Below are 21,471 nucleotides of genomic sequence, written 5' to 3' on the forward strand. Positions count from 1 at the left end.
CAATTACCATTACCGTAATGTAAAGAAAAATGTTGTCTCTCGCTCCAAAGTACTTTCTGCCCAAATTTGCCCTCCGTGACGTAGAACGATCCGCTTGACTGTAGCCAATCCAATGCCATTCCCAGGAAATTCATCTTCTGAATGGAGGCGTTGAAAGGCAACAAACAATCTAGCAACATATGCCATGTCGAAGCCAGCACCATTATCACTAATAAAATAAACATCAGAGGAATTAAAAGAAGATAAAGAGCGTTCTGTAAAGAATTTGAGCTGTTTTGATGAAAGCTTGCCAAATTCAATTCGAGCAGATTTTGTGCGCGAGGTAAATTTCCAAGCGTTGTTGAGTAAATTCTCAAATAAAACTCGAATGAGTTGTGGATCTACTAGTGCGGTGATATCAGGAGCGATCGCAAATTCTACGGCTCGTTCTGGTTGTGCCTGTTGTAATTCTGAAGCGATATTGCGTACCACTGCGCTCAAATCGAGATTTTGTAACCGCATTTCGCTGCGCGTCACCCGCGATAAGTGAAGCAATTCTTCAATCAGTTCTCCCATTCTTTGACTAGCAGCACGAATACGTTGCAGATAGTGCTTTCCCTTTTCGTCTAAGTTGGTACAGCGTTCTAGTAAAGCTAGACTGAAACCGTCAATACTGCGTAGTGGGGCGCGAAGATCGTGGGAGACAGAATAGGAAAAGGCTTCTAGTTCTTTATTCGCAGCTTCTAATTGTGCCGTGCGCTTGGCTACGCGCTGTTCTAAATTTTGATTGAGTTCTTGTAAAAGTGCCTGTTCCTGCTGGCGCTGTGTAATGTCTTGCAAATAGACTGATAAACCGTTCGCCGCCGGATAAACTCGAACCCCTAACCATTTGTCAAGTGGTGCAAAGAATTCTTCAAATTGAACGGTAACTTGCTCGGTTGCAGCTCGGCGATATTCGCGCTCGAAAACAGTTCCTACAATTTCGGGAAATTCAAACCAAATGTGACGATTGAGTAATTCATCTGGCGATCGCTGCAATAATTTTTCTGCTTGAGGATTAATGTAAGTAAATTGCCAGTCGTGATTGAGCGCAAAAAATGCATCAGATATACTTTCTAGCAGTTCGGTGACTTCTTGACGAGCCTTTTGTTCGCGTCCCAATAATTCATCCAGTTGTTGATTGGCGTGTAACAACTCAGTTGTGCGTTCTGCAACCGCATTTTCTAAGTTACCTTTTGCGTGTGCTAGCTCGGCGATCGCTTTTGCCAATTGGCTTTGAGTCTGAGCCAGCAGCAACGGACCATCAATCAGTAGCGAATACTGTCGGCGCAGTGCAAAGTAAATGACAGCAATACTAGCAGTCAGCAAGTCCACAACAACTTGCACCTGCATTGTCAGTTGGACAAGTCGTGGATTGACAATTCCACCTACAACATGGACAGAGTGACCCACAGCACAGGTGAAAAAGATAATAACAGTTGCTAGAACGAGTGGGTTCTTGAGTAAATGCTCTTGTCCGCGTCGGAGTCCCTGAAAGATCAGGAAGGATATTGCGAAGTAGCAAACTGCAATGACACTATTTGCACCCAACAACAGACTACTAAGCATAAGCAAGAAAAGCTGGAAAGGATATTAAGGAATAATCCAGCTTAATCCACGTTGACAGTTATCAGGGAGCAGGGAGCAGGGAGCAGGGAGTAGGGAGCAGTGACCCGTTAATTCTCGACTTACGACTTACGACTTACGACTTGATTTTGTCTCCCATTTCCTCTTACCGTCTGACACTACGAGGATCGAGAGCATCGCGCAAGCCATCTCCTAATAAATTAAACGCTAGCACTGTAACAATAATTAATATCGCGGGAGGCCAAACCAACCAAGGTTGTAGCACTAAAATTGAGGCATTTGTTGCTAAAGAGAGCAAATTGCCCCAAGATGGATCGGGTTGCTGAATGCCCAAACCGATTAGACTTAATACCGATTCTGCCGCAATGAACCCAGGTACGGATAGAGTTGCTGAGATGATGATATACGTTGCCGTTTGAGGCAGAACGTGACGGATGATGATGTAGAAAGGATCGCCGCCCATAGCTTTAGCTGCTTGGACGAATTCTCGCTCTTTAATCGATAGAACTTGTCCGCGAATGACTCGCGCCAGTCCAGACCAACTGATAAAAGAAGTAATTAAAACAATCAGCATAAATCGCTGGGAGCTACTTAGTCCTGGTGGTAAAACTGCTGCCAAAGCAACCAATAGATAAAGACCAGGAATCGTCATTAATACTTCTACAAGACGCATGATGATGCTATCGATCCAGCCACCAAAATAGCCAGAAATACCACCGACAATCATGCCGAGGGGAAAAGAGATAGCGACTCCGATTAAACCAACGCTGAGGCTAACGCGCCCCCCATGTAGCAGGCGGCTAAATTGATCGCGTCCCTGTTCGTCAGTTCCCAACAAGTTAAATTTAGCCCCGGTCGTACCAAATAAATGTAGGTTAACGGGAATGCCGCTAAAAACTTCCACTTCTTCAAAATTATTGCCCAGTGGTAAGCTGAGACGAAACAGTTGGTAGCGATCGCCTGTAACAAATAAGCGGAACCAAGCAGGCTTAGTCCGGTCTACAATCAGTTGGCGATCGCCTGTATTTAAATCTGTCTTACCTTGAGTCGTAGGGTAAACGTGGGGTCCAACAAATTGCCCCTGTGTATTCTGCCAATAAATTTGTGTGGGTGGCAGCAGGGAACCATTAGCTTGAGACTCATAAGGGTCGTAGGGTGCGACAAAATCAGCAGCGAAAACTGCAATGTAAAAAATGAGTAGCAGAATCGCCCCAAAGCGGGCGAGGGGATTCTTTTTAAGTCTTTGCCACCAGTTCATGATTGGGGAGGAGAGTAGGGGCGCACAGCCGTGCGCCTTTGTAGCCAGTTAAGTCTGTATTTTAAGCTAAATACAAAATTTCACCCTATTCCACATCTTTAATCCGAGTTTTCCGTTCCAAAATTTCCTTCAATACCAACGTCACTACAGCCAACAGTGCTAACAGTACAGCAGCAGAGTAGGCAGCTTCGGTTTCATACTGTTTGTAAGCATCTTCAACAAATAGCGGTAAACTTTGGGTTTTTCCCGAAATATTTCCCGAAACCACCGAGACAGCGCCAAATTCACCCATAGCTCTAGCATTGGTCAAAATTAAGCCGTAAAGTAAACCCCATCGGATATTAGGCAAGGTGACGCGCCAAAAGATCTGCCAGTCGTTTGCGCCTAAAGTCTTGGCAGCTTCTTCTTGATCTGACCCTAATTCCTCCAATACGGGAATGACTTCGCGGGCAACAAACGGCATACTCACAAATGCTGTAGCTAGTACCATACCTGGAAAGGCAAAGATAACATTCAGCCCACGATCTTGTAACCATCCACCAAACCATCCTTGTCGTCCGTAGAGGAGGACAAGCATTAATCCTGCAACTACAGGCGAGATTGAAAAGGGCAGATCGATCAAACTTAAAACAAAGGCACGACCTGGAAATCGATGACGAGTCAGCGCCCAAGCCGCACATAGCCCAAAAACTGTATTGAGCGGGAGGGCGATCGCGGCTAACATTACGGTTAATTGGACGGCATGGAGAAACTCCGGTCGAGTCAGGTTAGCCAAAAATGGACCAACTCCTTTGCTAAAAGCTTGGATGAAGACGTTTAATGCGGGGATGTAAAGTACTAGACTGACATAGGCGATCGCTACGACAATCAAAATGGCTGGAATCCAACTCTTTTGTTCGCTAGGCGCAGCTTTGCTGTTCTTCACCCCAGAATTCATATCTTTCCTAGTCGTCATACCGTCTTCCCCAAGCCTGCAAAAGATTAATCAACAGCAGCAACACTAGTGAAATCAGCAGCAACACCGTACCGATGACAGTTGCACCAGAGTAATCATATTGCTCTAAGCGCTGAAAAATCAGTACGGGTGCAATTAAATCTTTAAAAGGCGTGTTGGAGGAGATAATTACGGTTGAGCCATACTCTCCCACAGCACGGGAGAAACCCAAAGCCACACCAGTCAAAATTGCTGGAAATAGAGGGGGTAAAATCACTCGCACAAAAGTTTGCCATTGATTCGCGCCCAAACTCCAAGCAGCTTCTTCAATCTCGCGCTCCATTTCTTGCATTACGGGTTGCACTGTCCGTACTACAAAAGGCAGCGAAATAAAAATCATGGCTACCCATACGCCTAGACGGGTGAAGGATACCTTAATCCCTAATGGGGCAAGCAAAGAGCCAATCCAGCCATTATTGCTATAAACTGTTGCCAGCGTTAGCCCCGCAACTGAAGTTGGTAAGGCAAAGGGCAAATCGATCGAAGCGTCAATTAATCGTTTCAAGGGAAATTTGTAGCGCACCAACACCCAAGCAATCAGAGTGCCAAAAAGACCATTCATCAACGCCGCCAAGATTGATGTCACAAATGTGACGTTGTATGTTGCCAGCGCCACGGGACTAGTAGCAATGCGCCAAAAGTTAACCGGACCTTCGGTACTCGCTTTGAGGAACATTGCTGTAATGGGGACAAAGAGCATAACAGTGAGATATCCCAGCGTAATGCGCCACGTCCAAGGCATATGAAACAACCATTGCCGCAACTTTTGAGCTACTGAATTGCGATCGCTAAATCGAGATGCAGGAGATATTGCCATCTGTAGGGATTAAGGGTGAGAGGGGGAGACGAGGGGGACAAGGAAGCAGGGGAGAAGAGAGAGTCGCGGAGCGGAGGGGGCAATTCCAAGTCGCTATGCTCGCAGTCGCTATGCTCGCAAGCCACGCACCACTTTCTCACCAGCAACCAATTACCAATTACCAATTACCAATTACCAATTACCAATCACCGATTAATTTTGGCTTGAATTTGGTCGAAAACTGCCCCATCCTCAAAGAACTTCGCTTGGACTGCGTTCCATCCCCCAAAGTCCTTCACCGATCCGAGATTTTGTACTTTGGGATATTTATCAGTATTTTCCTTGGTTTGAGCTACTGTCTCATCCACGGGTCGAAATCCGACTTTGGCAAACTCTTGCTGCGCTTCGGGTGTAAACAAATACTTGACAAAAGCTTCGGCGACTTCGCGAGTCCCGTGCTTGTCTACATTTTTATCCACTACGGCGATGGGGTTATCGATGGAGATATTGACATCGGGAATAATATAAGCAACGTTCTCGCCGCCTCTTTGCTGTGCTAGAAGAATTTCGTTTTCATAGTTAATCAGAGCATCTCCCTGTCCTTGCTTGAAAAAGACATCAGTGGCTTCTCGTGCATCTTTAGTTAAAACTGGCACGTTACCATATACTTTGCTCACGAAGTCGAGTGCTTTGTCTTCACTCCCGCCAGTTTTAACCACTGAATTCCACAAGGCGAGGAAATTCCAACGGGCAATGCCAGAAGTCTTCGGATCGGCTGTAATCAGGCTAACTCCATCTTTCGCCAAATCTGCCCAAGTCTTAATACCTTTGGGGTTATCTGGACGAGTCACTAATGCGGCAACAGATTTAGAGACAATGGCATTATCGGGGACTTCTTTTTCCCATCCTGGCTCGATCAGTCCTGCTTTTTCGATCCTGCTCGTGTCGAGGGCAAGAGCTAAGTGAACGATATCTGCTTCCAAACCATCAATCACGGCGCGAGTTTGGGAACCAGAACCACCATAGCTCGTTTTGAAGGTGACGTTCTGATTGTGTTCTTGCTTCCACTGCTCGGTAAATTTGGGAATAATCGCATCGTGTGCGGCTTTGGTGACGGCAAAGGAAACGAGGGTGAGTTCCACATCCTGTTTGTTTGCAGCTACAGGATTGGCAGCCGGATTTTGAGTTGCCGCATTATCTCCACTACAAGCGGCGATCGCCACGCTCAAGCTCACCCCAACTAAAAACAGCGATACTAAACTTTTTAACGAATTCCACCTGAGTCTACCAAGCTGCTCAACCGCCTGCTGCCATTGCTTCCAGGTCTGCTGCCACCACCTCATGTCATTGTCTCCTAATAATCTACGAATCTTTGGTAGAACTACCGTATTTAATCTGTCTGGTCATAGATATTACAGAGTCAAAGTGAAAAAAGCAAGAAAAATCCTCGTTCTCCGAGCGAGAATGAGGAGTTTATGGAAAATGGATAAATATCTGGATGGGATTGCCAATAGCTAACAGTCGATTTACGGATCGTGACCTAAAAATGCTAAGGGCTAGTGCAACCAATGCCCTAGCCCTCAGTTTCTAATTTTATAGCTCTTTCTAATCGTTATCCCATTGTTCTCTACCGATCAAATCGCCGATGCGATCGCGTAGCAAGAAATCACATTGCTCTAATTCGCACTCTATGCAAACCCATTCCCGTGCTGGAATGTACTGACACAGAGTATAGATTGGCTGCTGGCGGCTAACCAATCCTTTTTGTACCAGCTGACGGGCTTCATCTTGGATTACGTCCAAAGAGTATCGGATTGGTGGCACCGTATTTACACTCATAGTTTTAACCTAAGTTTCGATCGGGGTATCAGATGTGTTGTTCTCTCAAGGTGGCAGATGGGTAAATAATTAATTGAAGTTGAAAATTTTGTAGTTGACTATACTGAAATTATCCCTATTTTGACGTTATATCATTCAACTATATATTAACAAATATTGAGACAGTCAACAAATCTTGACAAAATGTTCGCCACCTGTCTATGCTTGAACTTTTTCAAGAGCTGGTGCATAGCCCTTTTAATCCTATATTTTTTGGTTTAGGAATGGGTTAAGGTTTTGTCATATCTAACTCAGGTGAGATAAAAGAGGAAAAAAAATCTATCTTAAGATAGAGAACTAAATCGACCTAGCAAACAACGCGGACAAGGAAACTGCCTGAGCTGTTGGCATTTGCCCGTAAGAGAAAGCATAAGGAATAGACGGTAGCATAGGCAGCAACTGCTGGAGGACATACGGACTACCGTAAACTACCAGTGCTTGAAGATTACCTGAAGCTAATAATTTCTTAACCCACACCTGTCCTACTTGGGCGATTCCAGCACTTCCGCGAAAAGGATTACCGCGAATGAACAGCTGGAGTAGAGTTGGGCAATCGTCATCAGTCTCAAAAACAACAGGGGTATGGCGATCGCAAAGCTGTGTTGTATAGCCGTGCTGAGTAGGGAGAGCGATCGCAGGTGCTTTGCGGTGCAAGAAATCGCATCCAAGCAACTCATCTACCACAATCAAATTCCTCAATTTTTTTGACTCTGAGGCAGATTGGGCTGGCATCAAAGGCACGTTGCCCCCTACAACCTGGGAAGTATTTAAAATCTCATTCACCACTGCAAATGCTTCCGGTTTAGCCAACTCAAAAATTGTCTCCCTTGTCTCCCCCCTCTCCCTTGTCTTTCTTCCCTGCTCCCTGCTACGCGGCTCCGATGGCGAGGAAACCTCGCCCTCTGCCCGCTTCCCTACTCTCTGCTCCCTATTTTCACCAACAACCTGCAACTTAGCCTTCCAGATCCGCTCTACAGAAGCGCGAATTCGCTCTTTGGAGATGCGTCCGGTTTCAACAGCAGTACAAACAGCTTGAATTGCGCCCTCAGGATCGACTGGCATCAGTAAAATATCTGCTCCAGCTTCCACTGCGAGTACAGGCGCTTCGTTGGCTCCATAGCGATTGGCGATCGCTCCCATTACCAAAGCATCTGTAACAATTAAACCCTCAAAACCCATGTTCTGACGTAGCTGTTGCGTTAAAATGTGCGATGAGAGGGTAGCTGGATGTTCGGTATCCCAACTGGGTATAAGTAAATGGGCGCTCATCACCGCATCTACCCCAGCCGCGATCGCCGCTTGGAAAGGTGGTAGTTCGATTTCTGCCAATCTTGCCGCAGAATGAGGAATGACTGGTAAATCTAAATGAGAATCAGCAGCCGTGTCCCCATGCCCAGGAAAATGCTTAGCTGCTGTGAGTACGGGATAAGATTTTGCCCCTTGAATATAGGCACTAGCTAGCTGGCTGACTATCGCTGGATTGTCGCCAAAGGAACGGACGTTAATCACAGGATTGTCAGGGTTGTTGTTGACATCTACTACAGGAGCAAGCACCCAGTTAATCCCAACCGCTAAGGCTTCTTGAGCGGTAATTGCTCCCATTCGAGCTGCATATGTTTGGGCGAGACTGAGGTTGTGGAATGCGATCGCCCCTATTGCCATTGGTGGAGGAAACCAAGTCGCACCAGCAAAACGCTGTCCTACCCCTTCCTCAATATCTGCGGCAATTAATAACGGAATTGCCGCCCAGGATTGCAATTGTTGCGTTTTTAAAGCGATTTCTGCCGCACTTCCACCCAATAGGATCGCACCACCTACACCTAGTTCTACCAACCGCTTGAGCTTATCTGTAGTTGGTTCCCAGCTAGGATAGAGAATCTGGTGGTCGAATAAGTATCCAGAAGCTCTAACCACGAGCATCTGAGCCACTAGTTCTGTCAAGGAAAGAGAATCGAGATTAGGTAGCGATCGCATCAAAAAGAGTAAAGGGTTAGGTTAATAGTTGAATGTTAACCGTCAACTGTCAACTGTCAACTACCAACTACCAACGAGCTATCACCGCCAAGTTGGAGTTGGGGTAATCGTACCATTAGGCATAGTTGTCGCTCTATATCTTGCCCCTCGTGAATTGACTAAATCCATAATTGCACCTCTGAGGTTAGCACCTTCTAGGTTAGCAGCCATTAAACCAGCACCAGTCAAGTTCGAGTTGACGAGAACAGCAGACTTGAGGTTTGCGCCGATCAGTAATGTCTCAAATAAATTAGCACTTGAAATATTTGCTGTCTCCAAATTTGCATCGCTTAAATCTGCACCTGCCAGAATAGAACGAGATAAGTTAGCACCTTGAAGATTGGCATTACGCAAGTTGGCTCTGCTGAGGTTTAAGTTATTCAAGGGTGCGTTACTTAAGTCACATCGAGGACAAGCATTTGTCCGTTTTAATTGTGCTAGGTCTTGGGGATTATAAGCCTGAGCTGAAGCCATGAAACAAAGAGGAGCCAGCAAAGTAACGGTAGCAAGAATCGAAATTTTCATTGTCTAGATAACTTAATAATCATGTGTTGATGATTTGTGGCTGCTGGAGCCAGGCATAATAATTCGCGCTCCCGACTCAAAATCAGAGCGCCTCAAATAGTTCGGTTTAACAGAGTTGCTCAGAAGCAAGACTCTAATTATAAGATTCCCAAATCTGCTCCTTTGTTTCCCTTTTTAGCCGTAGTAACTAGGTTCATTACCAGGTTTCCACTTAATATTGCATCCAACACTAGGCTTTTGCTCGGTTGGCACGGGACGCGAGGCAAGAATTGCATCAATAGCAGCTCGTAAATCTGCACCCGTTACAGGCTTACCATTACTAGGACGGCTATCATCTAACTGTCCGCGATAAACTAATTTTTGCCCTGCATCGAACAAAAAGAAATCTGGAGTGCAAGCAGCAGTATAAGCCTTAGCTATTTCCTGGCTCGCGTCATAGCATACGGGGAATGGCAAATCTAATTCCACTGCCATTGCTTTGAGCTTTTCGGGAGCGTCATCGGGGTAGTTGTGAATATCATTGGCACTAATAGCAACCATCCCTACATTCTGGTGATTGTAATCTTTACCGAGTTGTGCTAGCTCCGTTTTAACGTGTTTTACAAAAGGGCAATGCTGACAAATAAACATCACTAGCAAAGCCTGTTTGCCAGCAAATGTAGATAAAGCGATCGTGTCACCAGAAACAACATCTGGAAGTTGAAAATCTGGGGCAAGAGTCCCCAGTGGCAACATAGTAGAAGTGGTTAAAGCCATAACTAAGAACTCATAAGTTAAAATTCTCTATTACTCATTTTCTGGATGATAACCAATCGCTCTTAGAGAACAGTGGTTGTAAAGTACAGTAGTTTTCAAACAGATCGCTCAAATTAGCTCGGATTCAAGTCTCTAGATTTAAAATCTTACAGTAAAAGATATTACAAGATTTTAGTGTTGTGCAATTTCTGCGCCAGCACCTAATTCTACATAAAAAAGAAGTACATTCTCTTTAGAAGGCGATCGCGCACGAGTCAATCGTGGGTGACTTTTTATAGTGATGTTGGTTGCGCTTGAGGCTGATTTGGCGGCTGATTTTGGGGCTGTTGGGTGTTTTGCGGTTGCTGTTGTGCTTTCAGGGCTTCTTGAGCCGTCATCCCCTCACCGCCATTACCAAAAAACCAAATTGCTGATGCAGCCTCAGCACGGGTAACGGGTTTTTTCGGCTGTAACAATGTGGTGTATCCGAAAACCCTGCGAATATTCGACTGCTCTCCGTTTTGAAAATCTGCGATTACCGCACGTAAAGCTTTGGGATCGATCCGCGCTGCATCTTGGAATCCCCATGACTCTTTGACAGCCTCTAAGGAGGCGTTAGGCAAGGCTTGGCGGGTATCTAGAGGGACTTTCCAAAGAATCAACTGTTCCCGCGTTAACGGGGCATCAGGACGGAATAAAACCGCCGTTCCGTCTCCTGACAAGGAACTGGGAATTAAACCGGCTTCCGTGAGTCCCTGGATAACGGAGAAATCAGGATCGTTTCGCGGTACATCTCGAAATGCTGGTTGAGCTGCGGCTGATGCGGCTCGAATTTGTAGTGCTGGACGAGTGGCTTGAATGCGGTTATTAGCTTCAAACAACCATCGAGCAAATTCCCGGCGGCTGACGATCTTGCTGGGATTGAACTGGCGGACGGGATCGGCTTGGCTGCTTTTGGCGTTAGTTGGTTCCAGGGGCAAAACACCCAGAGCCGCCAGATCTGTAATATATTGTTGCAATTCTTGAGGGGCTTGGCTTAGGTCGTTGAAGCTTCGCTCGGCTGTGTCAGAAGTGACTGAGTTGCCTGTCTGTGTCTGAGCTGAGTTTTCCCCGCTGGTTTGGGGTGAGGGTGTAGGAGTGGCGGCTGTAGCTGGAGCATTTCGCTGATACTGAATGGTAAATTCCGTGCTAGCCGCAGGATCTATTCCAGGGTTCGGCTGGTTGGGTGTAGGAGTCGCATTAGGCGGAGGGGTAGATGTCGTTCTTGGCGCGATCGCAATTTTTACTAACAAGTCATCCCGCCGCGCCTCAATCGTAGTATTATTCGTTTCTCCCTCTGGCGGTGGATTGACAACTTGCCAATTATTCTTCTGAAACTCTTGTTGATAAAAGCTTTGTACGGCGTTGATCGGCGCAGTAGTCACCCAACGGGTTTCGTCCGGCTGCTGCGGCTCGTTTGCTGGTGTCACAGCTACAAGCTGGGTGTCGTAGCGGGAATCGTCAAAGGGAGGAATCTCTGAAGGAAAGTCGGCTGGTAGCTGGGCGATCGCCCCATTCGGCTGATTTTGCGGAGTTGAATCGGTGGATGGCGCAGAAGTGCCAGAATTGCTAAACGGTCGATTGGTCTCCAACTCAGGATCGGCAGCTAAAGTGCGCTCCAACTGCTGAGCGTTAGGACTGTTGGCGCAGGCAGTTACAGCAAGCAATAAGCAGGTTAAACTAGCTAATCGAGCGCTTTTTGAAAACAACACGGTTTTTCAGTATATGTACTAGTTTTACGCTAGCGTAGGACTGCCTAATATCTGTAATTCTACGCTCCTTAACATCTTAGCTATATGCAAAAACTAAAATAGATATTAAATTTAAGAGGAGGCTGATTTATAATCCGCTATGGCTACTTCTTTCACCTCCCACTAAGCGTTACCTGTTAGTTGCCCGTGCTGAAACAAGATTGCATGCAGGTTTCTTCTGAACAGCCGACCTCGACTGAAGCTAGGCTTCAACTACTGCTATTTGTAGATGAGCGTCCCAGTTCGCGACAGCAAATACAGCAAATTCGTCGTTATCTCAAGCAGCTACAAGCTGAGTATCCGTTTGAATTACAGATTGTCAATGTCGGAGAACAACCATATTTAGCAGAACACTTCAAATTGGTGGCTACGCCAGCTTTGATCAAGATTTATCCAGAACCAAGACAAATTCTGGCTGGAAGTAATTTGATCGAGCAACTGAGTAACTGGTGGCTGCGGTGGCAGCAATCAGCCGAGGCTCAGGCAAATTTGGTAGCAGAGTTAGCCGAAACCTCAACGAAACCGAAGGATTTAGAAAACTTAAACACCTCGGGCAATTACGGTACTTCCAATGTCGCCGCGATTCGTTCTGTAGCTGATTCGGTAGAAGTAATTCGGCTTTCTGATGAAGTATTTCGCCTCAAACGCGAGCAGGAGAGGTTATTGGAGCAGCTTCAGTTTAAAGATCGAATTATTGCAATGGTAGCGCACGACCTGCGCAATCCTCTGACTGCTGTGTCTATTGCTGTAGAAACTCTCGAAGCTCAATTTCTATCGACTAAAAAGGGGGGGTTTTCTGCATCGCCTGCTTTATTAACCCAGTTGTTCAAACAAGCCCGTAGCCAAGCTAAGATTATCGATCGCATGATTGCTAGTTTGTTACAGGTAACGCGGGGTTCTAGTGCTGAACTACAAATTCAACCCCACAAGCTAGATTTGATCGAGTTATACCAAGATGTAGAAGCACATATCCAAGACCGTGCTTTTACTAAATCGCAATCTATCCAAACCGATCTTCCTAACGATTTACCTGCGGTTTATGCCGACCGGGAAAGGGTAAGGCAAGTCTTGATCAATTTACTAGACAATGCGATGAAGTATACTCCCGAAGGAGGTACGATCCGCATTTCTTGCTTGCACCGCACAACGCAGAAGGTACAAGTCAGCGTTTGCGATACTGGACCTGGAATTCCTGAAGAAAATTACGATCGCATCTTTGAAGAGCGGTTTCGCCTCAAGCGCGATGAAGCTAAAGATGGTTATGGCATCGGTTTAGCTTTATGTCAACGGATTATTAGAGCGCACTACGGGCAAATTTGGGTAGACTCAGCCCCCAATGGAGGCAGTTGTTTCCATTTCACGCTGCCGGTTTATTCCTTGTAGTGAGTAGGGGCGCACACCTGTGCGCCTCTACTCATTATTTATAATCTTTTATTGCAGCAATAATCTGCACGTTAGCGGCAGGAAAATTGTATTGTTCAATTTCATCTAGAGTTACCCAACGGATCTCCGCACACTCGATCGGCTGAGGGACTCCACTTAAATAATGACAGTGGTGTACTGCTAGCGTTACGCGCAAATGAGAGTAGTCGTGTTCGATAGTGATGAGGCGATCGCCGACATCAACTTCTACCCCTAACTCTTCCATCAGTTCGCGCCTGATGCATTCTTCTACCGTCTCTCCTGGCTCCAATTTCCCACCGGGGAATTCCCACAATCCGCCCATTGCCCCCTCTGGGCGACGGCGATCGATTAAAATTTGTTGTTGAGCGTTCCACAGAACGCCCACGCCGATAGTTTTATGCGGAATTGAAATGGGTTTTGAAGTCATGAACGGTTTGTTTTACTTATTCCTGTGTCCCAATGACTTCCGTTGCTTCTAGGGACTTTTCAAACATCATGCGTTGTTCGGCATTGCGTAAGAAATAACCACTAATCATTGCTGAAGCAAGTAATCTACCCAAACTTTCACGGTTAGTTGTAATCGTTATCCCAAAGTTTTCCCCAGGTAAACTACCTAACATACCGATGATGTTACGCTCGATCATCTGGAATACTTCAGTAGAACTAGGCTTGGATAGCTGAGTAATATCCTCTGGACTCAGCGACTGGACGTATTGCCATAATGAATCGCTGTCCTTTGATTCTCCTGGGAAAAACTCGGAAACTTGATGTGATGAATCGTTCACTGATGACCTCCCTTACAGTTCGGTTGCCAAATTGTAACCGATCGACTTGCTGTTAGTGTTGTTTACAATTTAACCGACAAATAGCGTCTTTATGTAAATTTAATGTAACAGGTAGGCGCGGATATGATATGTGGCAAAACCGAACTGAATTTGGGGGGTTGTTGCTCCACGATGAGGATTATAGTTAATTGGTAATTGGGTGGTGAGTGAGGAGAATTCGGAATTCGGAATTCCGAATTCATTGCGAATTATGAATTGTGACTTGTCTTGCTTCCTCAGCCTCCTCAGCTGGGCGACTCTCTCTTCACTCCCTGCTCCCTAGCTAGCTAAATACTGGTCAAGGTCTGCTTTTCGCTTGCGGAGCTTGGTGAGGGCTTCGCGCTCGATTTGGCGTACCCGTTCGCGGCTAATATTGAGGCGATCGCCAATCTTGGCTAATGTCATTGCTTGTCCGTCAGCTAAGCCAAAGCGTAATGATAAAACCTCTCGCTGCTGCGGAGTCAAATCCGCCATCAGCTTCTCAATATCGGTAGATAAGCAGGATTCAGTCACGAATTCTTCTGGGGAGAGACTCGTATCTTCTAACAGTTCGCCCAATTCTGTATCTTGGTTGTCTCCTACCCGCAAATCTAACGATAGTGGTAATCTCGCTCTTTCTAAATACTCGCGTACCTGTTTGGGTGTGAGTTCTAGTGCTGTAGCTAACTCCACGATACTTGGGGCGCGTCCTAGATTTTGAGAGAGTTGACGCTGTGCTTTTTTGATTTTGTTTAATTTTTCTGTAATGTGAATCGGTAGGCGAATGGTTCGTCCTTTTTCGGCGATCGCCCGTGTGATTGCTTGCCGAATCCACCAATAAGCATAAGTAGAAAATCTATAACCTTTAGTCGGGTCAAACTTCTCTACACCCCGCTGCATCCCAATTGTCCCTTCTTGGATCAAATCCAATAAGTCTACGTTACGCTTAATGTACTTTTTAGCGACGGAGACGACTAGTCGCAGGTTAGCTTCTACCATTCTGCGCTTAGCAATTTCTCCTTCGGCGATCGCGGTAGATAAGGCTGTTTTATCTATTCGCGCTGCTTCACTCCACTCTTCTAGGGTTGGTTCGCGCCCCTGCTTTGCAACTAACTCTTCTTGGAGCGCGTACAGGGTGCTGAGTCGCTGCACTTGCTTGCCATATACAATCTCCTGCTCGTGGGTCAGTAATGGAACACGACCAATCTCACGCAAGTAAGTACGTACAAGGTCAGTGGTTGTCTGAGCGGTTTTCATGGCGCTAGGTTTCTTTATCAGTAGTAAGCAGCTGTGTGGAAATAAAAGAGTAACACTTATTTCACTACCAAGCCCTCTGCTGATGAGACAAGCTTTTTCTGTTACGTATCCAGACAGCAGAAGGCTATAGTGTTACAAGAATTGGACAACATCTAGTTGTTTGCAGAAATTTAATTTTAGAGCTGTCTCTACGGGTAGAGCAGCTTTACTACCCTCCAATCGGTCATTGGATCGCTTAAGATTAACATTCTACACTATTAATAATTGTAACATTTCTGAGAGGAAACTGCCACTGCCTGGATTTTCTGTCTCAGCTTGAGAGTTGAGTTAGCTCCACGACTCGCCCTCACAGGGCGATCGCACTCCAAAGTTAAACTGTTTCACGCACACAAAAGTTGCATTTTTTAGTCAAAGTTAACTAGTAATTTGACTAATGAATGCATCAGAGGAGACAAAAAACAGTAAATGTTTTAATATTTTGCGTTTTGAGTGACTCAGGTTGATGTAGGGAGCAGGGGACAAGGGGGACAAGGGGGACAAGGGAGCAGAAACAGAAACCTGGAATGTCCCTACGATTCGATCTTTAGCTAGCGATCGCTGCAACGGAAGTCATAAACAAAATCTTATAGAGAGAAAAGAGGGAGAGGAGAGAAAAGTTGCTTAGTTGCAAATTGCGAATTGCAGTTGCTCCCTCAGCTCCCTCAGCTCTCTTCTAGCTCCTCACTCCTACCTAGAGCCGTTCCCCATAAAACCTAGCGTTAGGCTGTCGTGGGCGAGGAAATGCCCTAAGTGATATGCTCTTTCTTCGGTTTCGAGTAGGATTTTCTCGTATAAGTAACGGGTAGCGCGATCGCCTAAACTTTCTGCTTGAGCGGCTTGACGACGGATCAACCCAATAATTGCCTGTTCTGCCGCTAGGTCGTGTTCTACCATTTGACGGCAAGCAAAAACACCGTCTGGTTCTGGCTCAAAGCAGCACATCTGGGCGAGTTGGCTAAAACTAGCTACGGGTACGCCACCCAATCCATCTAAACGTTCGCCAACATCGTGAACGTGTCCCTGGACTTCTTCATAGCTTTCGCTGAAATACTGGTGCAGCATATAGAATTCTGCACCTTCGACCACAAAATGATGTTTTTGGTATTGCAGGTACAAACCCTGAAAGCTAGCAAGAGCAATATTTAACCCTTCGCAAACAGGAGTGGTAACACTGCGATCGAGCAGAATAGGGTTGTCATATACCTGACCGAAGTTCCGTAAAATTGTTGCCTCAGACATGGTTCTCCTCTCTTTGCTGGTTGTGATGCTGTGATCGATAACTCGCTGCTACTTTCATTATCGCTCTCCAGTCAAGCTTTAAACAGCGCGATCGCTATGTATTTCAGTGCTTTTGACTGTTGAGACGACCCATTATTAAAGAAAATTTTTTGCAAATATCATGAGAATCATTTGCATTTAAGGTATGCTATTGGGTAAAGTTAAACTGTCGGCAACTAGCACGGCTAGTCACGGCAATCAGATGACAAAATGTAATTTGAGCATCGGAGGGTATGGGGTTGAAGCCGTTAGGTTGCGAACCGGAAGTTAGAGAAATTGTGGAAGTGAAATGGGCAGATAGATGGCAGGTGTATCAACGTTTACAAGAGTTAGAGATTCCTTGTTGGTGCGATGCCGGACAGCCATTAAAAGTTGAGATAGCCGATGCCACAACGGCAGTTCAATTGAATAGTGTTTTGAGACAATTCACTGCATCTCGCCAAGATTTGGTGTGGTGGTTAAAACAGTGCTGGTAAAACCGTAGATCGAGCATTGGTTGTCGTTCATCCGAAGGTGATAAAGCAATGAGTAGTCGCTTTGGTAAAGAAGTATCGGCTTTTAGCTTAGAGGGAAAATTTCTCAGTTTTGAATTAGAAGATGGCTATAAGCGTAAATATTTGCAAATTGGCACTTTAGAAGGTGAATATCGGGTCAAACTCCCCAAGTATCTGCGTTCACCTATGGAGTTAAACCTGAATTCAGGGGATGTAGTACAAATTTTTGGTGAGAGAAAGTTTGACTATAAAAAAGATTCGCTCAAATTGAAGGCAGAACGAGTGATCGTTATCGATCGCCAACCGTCAGTTATGACTCCTGCTACACCTGTTAAACGACAAACCAAAGCAAAAGCTAGTATTTTAGTCTGTCAGAAGTCTGATTGCGTGAAGCGGGGTGCAAACGGAGTTTGTAAAGCATTACAAGCATCTTTGAACGAGCGCGGTTTGGAAAATGAGGTAGAAATTAAGGCTACTGGTTGCCTCAAACAGTGCAAAGCTGGACCAAATGTCGTGGTGATGCCCGATAAAACTAGATATACCCACGTACAAACTAAGCAGGTTGCAGAATTGATTGACAAGCATTTCGATGTAGATGAAAATGCTCATAATGAGAATGTGCAGCAATTAGCATTAGTTGGCAATCGAATTTTTCCTGTTAGCTGAGAATTGTGCTAAATGAAAAGATTTACCAAGTAAATTTGACGAGGATCGCTACTGGAGTCTGGGAGAATTTATTACAAATTCTTGACAGATGGGAAATTGCTTTGGGATACAAAAATATACGTTTGTATGTTTGACAAAATGAAATAATAGTTAAATTATTGAACGAATCTTCAGGTAATGAATCCAGGTGTGGTTGCGGCGATCGCGTATGGGATTTTAGCCATAGTTGGCGGTGCGATTGGCTATAAGCAAGCTCAGAGTAAGGCTTCGCTAGTTTCTGGTACTGCTAGCGGTTTATTGCTGATTCTAGGAGGAGTTGCGCGATCTTTCGGTCAGGTCTGGGGTCTGGGGTTAGCTGCTATAGTTACAGTAATATTAGTTATTATTTTTACTTCTCGTCTGATAAAAACACGCAAATTCATGCCAGCAGGATTAATGACTGTTGTAGGTGTAACAGCATTGATAGTTATGTTGAAAAATTTGTAGAGACGCGATCTCGTGCATCTCTACATTAGTTTTGAGGTACATTTGGACAAAGTTAATTCTCTTCGCTAGGATCTGATTTATAGCGAATCTTCAGCATCAAAATCATTCCAGCAAAAATAAATGTTACGATGTTGGCGGCGATGATAGGAATATCGTGTACGTAGAAGCCGTAGACCAACCACAGAATTATTCCCGTACATAAAACGATGAGCATACTCCAAGAAAGATCGTGAGCTGATTTCGTCTTCCAGGTTTTGATCAACTGGGGTAAATATGCGATCGTTGTCAGGACTCCTGCAAATAGTCCCAGAGGGGTGATGAAATTAAAATCTTCCATGTTTATGCGTTCTAGTTACAATGTCCCCTACTATTCTCGCAGAATTCCGATCCCTGCTTCTCTTTCTATGTAATCGACTAAGCTAATAAAATCGTCTCGCGGATAGCACTTGCCACCGATCAGCTGAAATGCTAATTCACTCGATGGATTATCGGGATTCTCTAAAATATGGATTCCCCAGTAGTATAGTTGGTCGCTAGTACGAATGCAAACTTGTTCTGGATCGATACAATGAAACTTTGCATCGTTCTGACTAATATGTTTATAGACTGATAAGAATGACTCTTTTAAAATCTTGAATCGTCTAATTCCTGGGTCTCTAAAGTTATTAACTAAAACAAATAGGTGAGCGGCTTGATTAATACTTCTAATTTTTTGCACTGTATCTCGAATCACGATTCCATGTTTATTAATACCTAGAGGATTCAAAGTTGTAGGAATAATACAATAATCAAATTTCTCAATTAGTTCTCTTGGGTTGCGTTCTAAAGCAGGAGAACAATCACATATAACTATTTTGCAATCACGGGCGGCGTTTTCATCCCAATCTCTTGCATCGTAGACTTCAATAGTTGTACCCGTACCTTTACTATTAGGAACGTAAACCCCATCTCCTACTAATTTATGTAAGTTTTGTTCTGGATCTAAATCTACCAAAGCAACATTGAATCCTTGCAAGGCAAATGCTCCCGCCAAGTGCGCCGCAACTGTGGTTTTTCCTACTCCACCTTTACAAGTGAAAATACCAAAATAAATCTTGTCTTGTTTTGGTGGTTGGGGTGGAGGTGTACCATCGTCACCATTCACCCAAGTAATTTTATGTTCAGAAGCGATGCCACAGCGAATTCTCGAACCTTTTCCCCAAGATTTAATTAGGGCGCGAGCTGGTCCACTATAATCTTTTGTAGTAATGAAAATACCATAATTAAACTGACAAGCTGCTTGAGATTCAAGAAAGTCAACAAACTTCAAAATTTGCGGTGCGGCAACGTTATTTTTGAGCCACTTGACTTGGACAGCTGCCACAATATTGCTTTTACTGACAACTAAATCGTAACCTGCTTGGTTTTGTTCGGGAGTCACAACCGTCCACCCGTGTCTGTGAAAAATTCTGGCTACGTGCTGCTCGAAGTGAGTGAAATCCTGTATGTATGGTGGTTGCAGGGATGAGGACATAGACAGATAAGACGCAGGGCTAAGATCATTAAAACCCTTATTTGGTCTAGTGTCTATGGGTGAAAGGAAGAATTGCTTTTTTATGCATTAAGATGAAAACAGTTTATTATCGTATCTATTACCTTCAATTACTTTGTCGTTGATACTAACTACTCTAGTTCTCTCAGCATCGAAACCGACATCTTAGGCGATCGCCAAGTGGTAGCAACTAGCAAATTAGTCAACTGAAACAAGTGTAGGAATTTTAATATCAAACTCATATTTAATTTTGAAATCTACGTAGGATACGTTAGCACGATCGCGTAACGCATCACTCTCAGTTTTTGGTGCGTTACGCGCTGGCGTAACGCACCCTACCCATGCTGAAATTTTTTCAATCATCAAACCGGATTCCTATAGTAAAATGTGACAAGTAAGCATTAGTTTTTATTAGTATCAATTTTTACCAAAAAAATTTATTTTACTCAAAGTAAGCTTGGTTACATAAATTCAAACTAGAGAACTCTGACTTATGGTAGAGTCTCTGCTTTTCAAAGACAGTACAATTGAAAAAAAAGAAAAAAATAGAGTATACTCTGTAACAGAATAAAGAATAAAACACTCATACTTTTTTAGATTCAAGTTGGTATCGATAAAAAAATAAGAGAGAACAAAGAGAACTCAAGTTTCTATTCTCAGGGTGTCAAGGAATTCCAATTTCTCTAGATCGGGGACTGTCTATCTTCTACTAGACAGTCAGTTCGCGGCAGCTAACTCAAAATAGTTAGAGAAAAATTTACAATATGTCATTATTAATCCTTGTCGTCGATGACGATCCGGCTATTCGTCTGCTGGTGAGTTGTTCTTTGAAGCAATGGGGATATTCAGCGATCGCAGCTGAGAATGGGAAAGAAGCACAGAAGCAGATTGAGGAATGTCAACCGCATCTCGTCATTACTGATATTAGTATGCCAGAGATGGATGGCTACGAGTTAATTGAGTGGATACGTCAGCATCCAACATTTCGACTCCTACCCGTAATGTTTTTGACAGCACGAGTAGATACTGAAGGAAGAATTCGCGGCTATCAAATAGGGGGAGATGCATATTTAGCCAAACCCTTTGAATTGAATGAATTATATGCTGTGGTGCGTAATTTACTAGAGCGATCGCAGTTAATATCCCAATTAATGCAGTGGGAATGGCGCTTACGGCTTCAACAACAAAATATGGAACAGCAACAAGGCAAAACGTATAATACACTACACTATCCTTCAAGCCAAGAAGAAGCAACTATTCGAGTCGATACACCGCGCTATAATCCTTACCAGCACCAACAGGAAAGGACAACTGATACTAAGACTTTCGATAATTTTTCCTTAACTAAGAGAGAACAAGCAGTACTTCAACTTTTAGTCAAAGGTTTATCAAATTCTCAAATAGGTTCTAGCTTATACCTCAGTCCTCGAACAGTAGAAAAGTATGTTAGTAATTTACTGTGTAAAACTGGAACCAACAATAGAGTAGAACTCGCGTGCTTTGCCAGAGAACGCCATCTAATTAATAGTTGATGGTTAACAGCGGTAAGTCTAAAGATTGAAAATATTTATTTTCTCAACCAAGCTAGATGCAGAAGTTGCTAATATTTTGGCTTTGAGTAGCGATCGCTAACTCAATAGACAGAATAGCTTCCGCAATAGCTTGGTTTTATGTTGCAGACTATTTTTGATGGTAAATCAGCAAGACAGATAGTCCCTCTTAAGATATATCATCTAAAAGATAGATATTATTTTAACTTGTTTTGCTGAGCGTAATCTCACTCAGGTAAAATACCCAGTTTTTTAGGTAAATACACTATAGGAATTAAATGTGTGATTCTGTATTAAAGATAAAAATGCCAGTAGATATACTTAGGGTAAATACCTAGTGTATTGGGGAGATACGCTGTGGAATTCAAC

At 44.3% G+C, this 21,471-nt stretch carries 22 protein-coding genes; 5 read left to right on the top strand and 17 right to left on the bottom strand.

Annotation, left to right across the window (positions count from 1 at the left end; all coding sequences use genetic code 11):
• Window positions 1-9: 9 nt before the first annotated feature.
• From H6G17_RS14220 to H6G17_RS14265, 10 genes are all read right to left on the bottom strand, one after another.
• Window positions 10-1,587, bottom strand: coding sequence for an ATP-binding protein (locus H6G17_RS14220; protein ID WP_192158164.1), 1,578 nt, complete (start codon window positions 1,585-1,587; stop codon window positions 10-12).
• A 163-nt stretch (window positions 1,588-1,750) separates the two neighbouring features.
• Window positions 1,751-2,863: an ABC transporter permease gene (locus H6G17_RS14225; RefSeq protein ID WP_192158166.1), complete on the bottom strand. Its 1,113-nt coding sequence runs from the start codon at window positions 2,861-2,863 to the stop codon at window positions 1,751-1,753.
• 85 nt (window positions 2,864-2,948) lie between these two features.
• Window positions 2,949-3,818 carry a sulfate ABC transporter permease subunit CysW gene (gene cysW / locus H6G17_RS14230; RefSeq protein ID WP_242038390.1) on the bottom strand — a complete coding sequence of 290 codons (870 nt, stop codon included), beginning with the start codon at window positions 3,816-3,818 and terminating at the stop codon, window positions 2,949-2,951.
• The gene (cysT, locus tag H6G17_RS14235) at window positions 3,808-4,674 is read right to left on the bottom strand and encodes a sulfate ABC transporter permease subunit CysT (RefSeq protein WP_192158168.1); all 867 of its coding nucleotides are present in this window, start codon (window positions 4,672-4,674) and stop codon (window positions 3,808-3,810) included. The genes cysW and cysT overlap by 11 nt, the downstream gene beginning before the upstream one ends.
• A gap of 185 nt (window positions 4,675-4,859) precedes the next feature.
• Window positions 4,860-5,996 carry a sulfate ABC transporter substrate-binding protein gene (locus H6G17_RS14240; RefSeq protein ID WP_192158170.1) on the bottom strand — a complete coding sequence of 379 codons (1,137 nt, stop codon included), beginning with the start codon at window positions 5,994-5,996 and terminating at the stop codon, window positions 4,860-4,862.
• A gap of 262 nt (window positions 5,997-6,258) precedes the next feature.
• On the bottom strand, window positions 6,259-6,492 hold the full coding sequence (locus H6G17_RS14245; RefSeq protein ID WP_015155351.1) for a DUF4327 family protein: 234 nt from the start codon (window positions 6,490-6,492) through the stop codon (window positions 6,259-6,261).
• A gap of 336 nt (window positions 6,493-6,828) precedes the next feature.
• Window positions 6,829-8,505 (bottom strand): glycoside hydrolase family 3 N-terminal domain-containing protein, encoded by a 1,677-nt coding sequence (locus H6G17_RS14250; protein WP_192158172.1) that lies wholly within the window; start codon window positions 8,503-8,505, stop codon window positions 6,829-6,831.
• Window positions 8,506-8,586: 81 nt separating this feature from the next.
• A complete protein-coding gene (locus H6G17_RS14255) occupies window positions 8,587-9,069 on the bottom strand; it encodes a pentapeptide repeat-containing protein (RefSeq protein ID WP_192158174.1) in 483 nt (160 codons plus the stop codon).
• Window positions 9,070-9,243: 174 nt separating this feature from the next.
• Window positions 9,244-9,825, bottom strand: a complete 582-nt coding sequence (locus H6G17_RS14260; protein WP_192158176.1) for a thioredoxin family protein — start codon at window positions 9,823-9,825, stop codon at window positions 9,244-9,246.
• A 272-nt stretch (window positions 9,826-10,097) separates the two neighbouring features.
• The gene (locus H6G17_RS14265; RefSeq protein ID WP_192158178.1) at window positions 10,098-11,555 is read right to left on the bottom strand and encodes an S-layer homology domain-containing protein; all 1,458 of its coding nucleotides are present in this window, start codon (window positions 11,553-11,555) and stop codon (window positions 10,098-10,100) included.
• A gap of 186 nt (window positions 11,556-11,741) precedes the next feature.
• On the opposite strand from H6G17_RS14265, the gene H6G17_RS14270 reads away from it, so the two are divergent.
• Window positions 11,742-12,977, top strand: coding sequence for a histidine kinase (locus H6G17_RS14270; RefSeq protein WP_192158179.1), 1,236 nt, complete (start codon window positions 11,742-11,744; stop codon window positions 12,975-12,977).
• A 34-nt stretch (window positions 12,978-13,011) separates the two neighbouring features.
• On the opposite strand, the gene mutT is transcribed toward H6G17_RS14270, so the two are convergent.
• From mutT to H6G17_RS14290, 4 genes are all read right to left on the bottom strand, one after another.
• Window positions 13,012-13,425, bottom strand: coding sequence for an 8-oxo-dGTP diphosphatase MutT (gene mutT, locus H6G17_RS14275; RefSeq protein ID WP_192158181.1), 414 nt, complete (start codon window positions 13,423-13,425; stop codon window positions 13,012-13,014).
• A gap of 16 nt (window positions 13,426-13,441) precedes the next feature.
• A complete protein-coding gene (locus H6G17_RS14280) occupies window positions 13,442-13,783 on the bottom strand; it encodes a DUF760 domain-containing protein (protein WP_192158183.1) in 342 nt (113 codons plus the stop codon).
• A gap of 318 nt (window positions 13,784-14,101) precedes the next feature.
• On the bottom strand, window positions 14,102-15,058 hold the full coding sequence (locus tag H6G17_RS14285) for an RNA polymerase sigma factor, RpoD/SigA family (protein WP_192158185.1): 957 nt from the start codon (window positions 15,056-15,058) through the stop codon (window positions 14,102-14,104).
• A gap of 726 nt (window positions 15,059-15,784) precedes the next feature.
• On the bottom strand, window positions 15,785-16,336 hold the full coding sequence (locus H6G17_RS14290; protein WP_015155342.1) for a Dps family protein: 552 nt from the start codon (window positions 16,334-16,336) through the stop codon (window positions 15,785-15,787).
• Between the two features lie 272 nt (window positions 16,337-16,608).
• Here H6G17_RS14290 and H6G17_RS14295 point away from each other — a divergent pair, with 272 nt between their 5' ends.
• The 3 genes from H6G17_RS14295 to H6G17_RS14305 all read left to right on the top strand — a co-directional run bounded on the left by H6G17_RS14295 (window position 16,609) and on the right by H6G17_RS14305 (window position 18,021).
• The gene (locus tag H6G17_RS14295; RefSeq protein ID WP_192158187.1) at window positions 16,609-16,851 is read left to right on the top strand and encodes an Asr1405/Asl0597 family protein; all 243 of its coding nucleotides are present in this window, start codon (window positions 16,609-16,611) and stop codon (window positions 16,849-16,851) included.
• 48 nt (window positions 16,852-16,899) lie between these two features.
• Complete coding sequence (locus H6G17_RS14300) at window positions 16,900-17,535, top strand: (2Fe-2S) ferredoxin domain-containing protein (protein ID WP_192158189.1); 636 nt, start codon at window positions 16,900-16,902, stop codon at window positions 17,533-17,535.
• 177 nt (window positions 17,536-17,712) lie between these two features.
• Entirely contained in the window at window positions 17,713-18,021 is a 309-nt protein-coding gene (locus H6G17_RS14305; RefSeq protein WP_192158191.1) for a TMEM14 family protein, read from the top strand.
• Window positions 18,022-18,073: 52 nt separating this feature from the next.
• On the opposite strand, the gene H6G17_RS14310 is transcribed toward H6G17_RS14305, so the two are convergent.
• The 3 genes from H6G17_RS14310 to H6G17_RS14320 form a co-directional block, all read right to left on the bottom strand.
• The gene (locus H6G17_RS14310) at window positions 18,074-18,358 is read right to left on the bottom strand and encodes a sugar transporter (RefSeq protein ID WP_039716960.1); all 285 of its coding nucleotides are present in this window, start codon (window positions 18,356-18,358) and stop codon (window positions 18,074-18,076) included.
• 30 nt (window positions 18,359-18,388) lie between these two features.
• The gene (locus H6G17_RS14315; RefSeq protein ID WP_192158193.1) at window positions 18,389-19,534 is read right to left on the bottom strand and encodes a restriction endonuclease; all 1,146 of its coding nucleotides are present in this window, start codon (window positions 19,532-19,534) and stop codon (window positions 18,389-18,391) included.
• Window positions 19,535-19,750: 216 nt separating this feature from the next.
• The gene (locus H6G17_RS14320) at window positions 19,751-19,915 is read right to left on the bottom strand and encodes a hypothetical protein (RefSeq protein ID WP_192158195.1); all 165 of its coding nucleotides are present in this window, start codon (window positions 19,913-19,915) and stop codon (window positions 19,751-19,753) included.
• Between the two features lie 401 nt (window positions 19,916-20,316).
• On the opposite strand from H6G17_RS14320, the gene H6G17_RS14325 reads away from it, so the two are divergent.
• Window positions 20,317-21,084 (top strand): response regulator transcription factor, encoded by a 768-nt coding sequence (locus tag H6G17_RS14325; protein WP_192158197.1) that lies wholly within the window; start codon window positions 20,317-20,319, stop codon window positions 21,082-21,084.
• Window positions 21,085-21,471: the final 387 nt, after the last annotated feature.

Source organism: Chroococcidiopsis sp. [FACHB-1243], from assembly GCF_014696895.1.
In the GTDB taxonomy this organism is placed as follows: Bacteria; Cyanobacteriota; Cyanobacteriia; order Cyanobacteriales; family Chroococcidiopsidaceae; genus Chroococcidiopsis.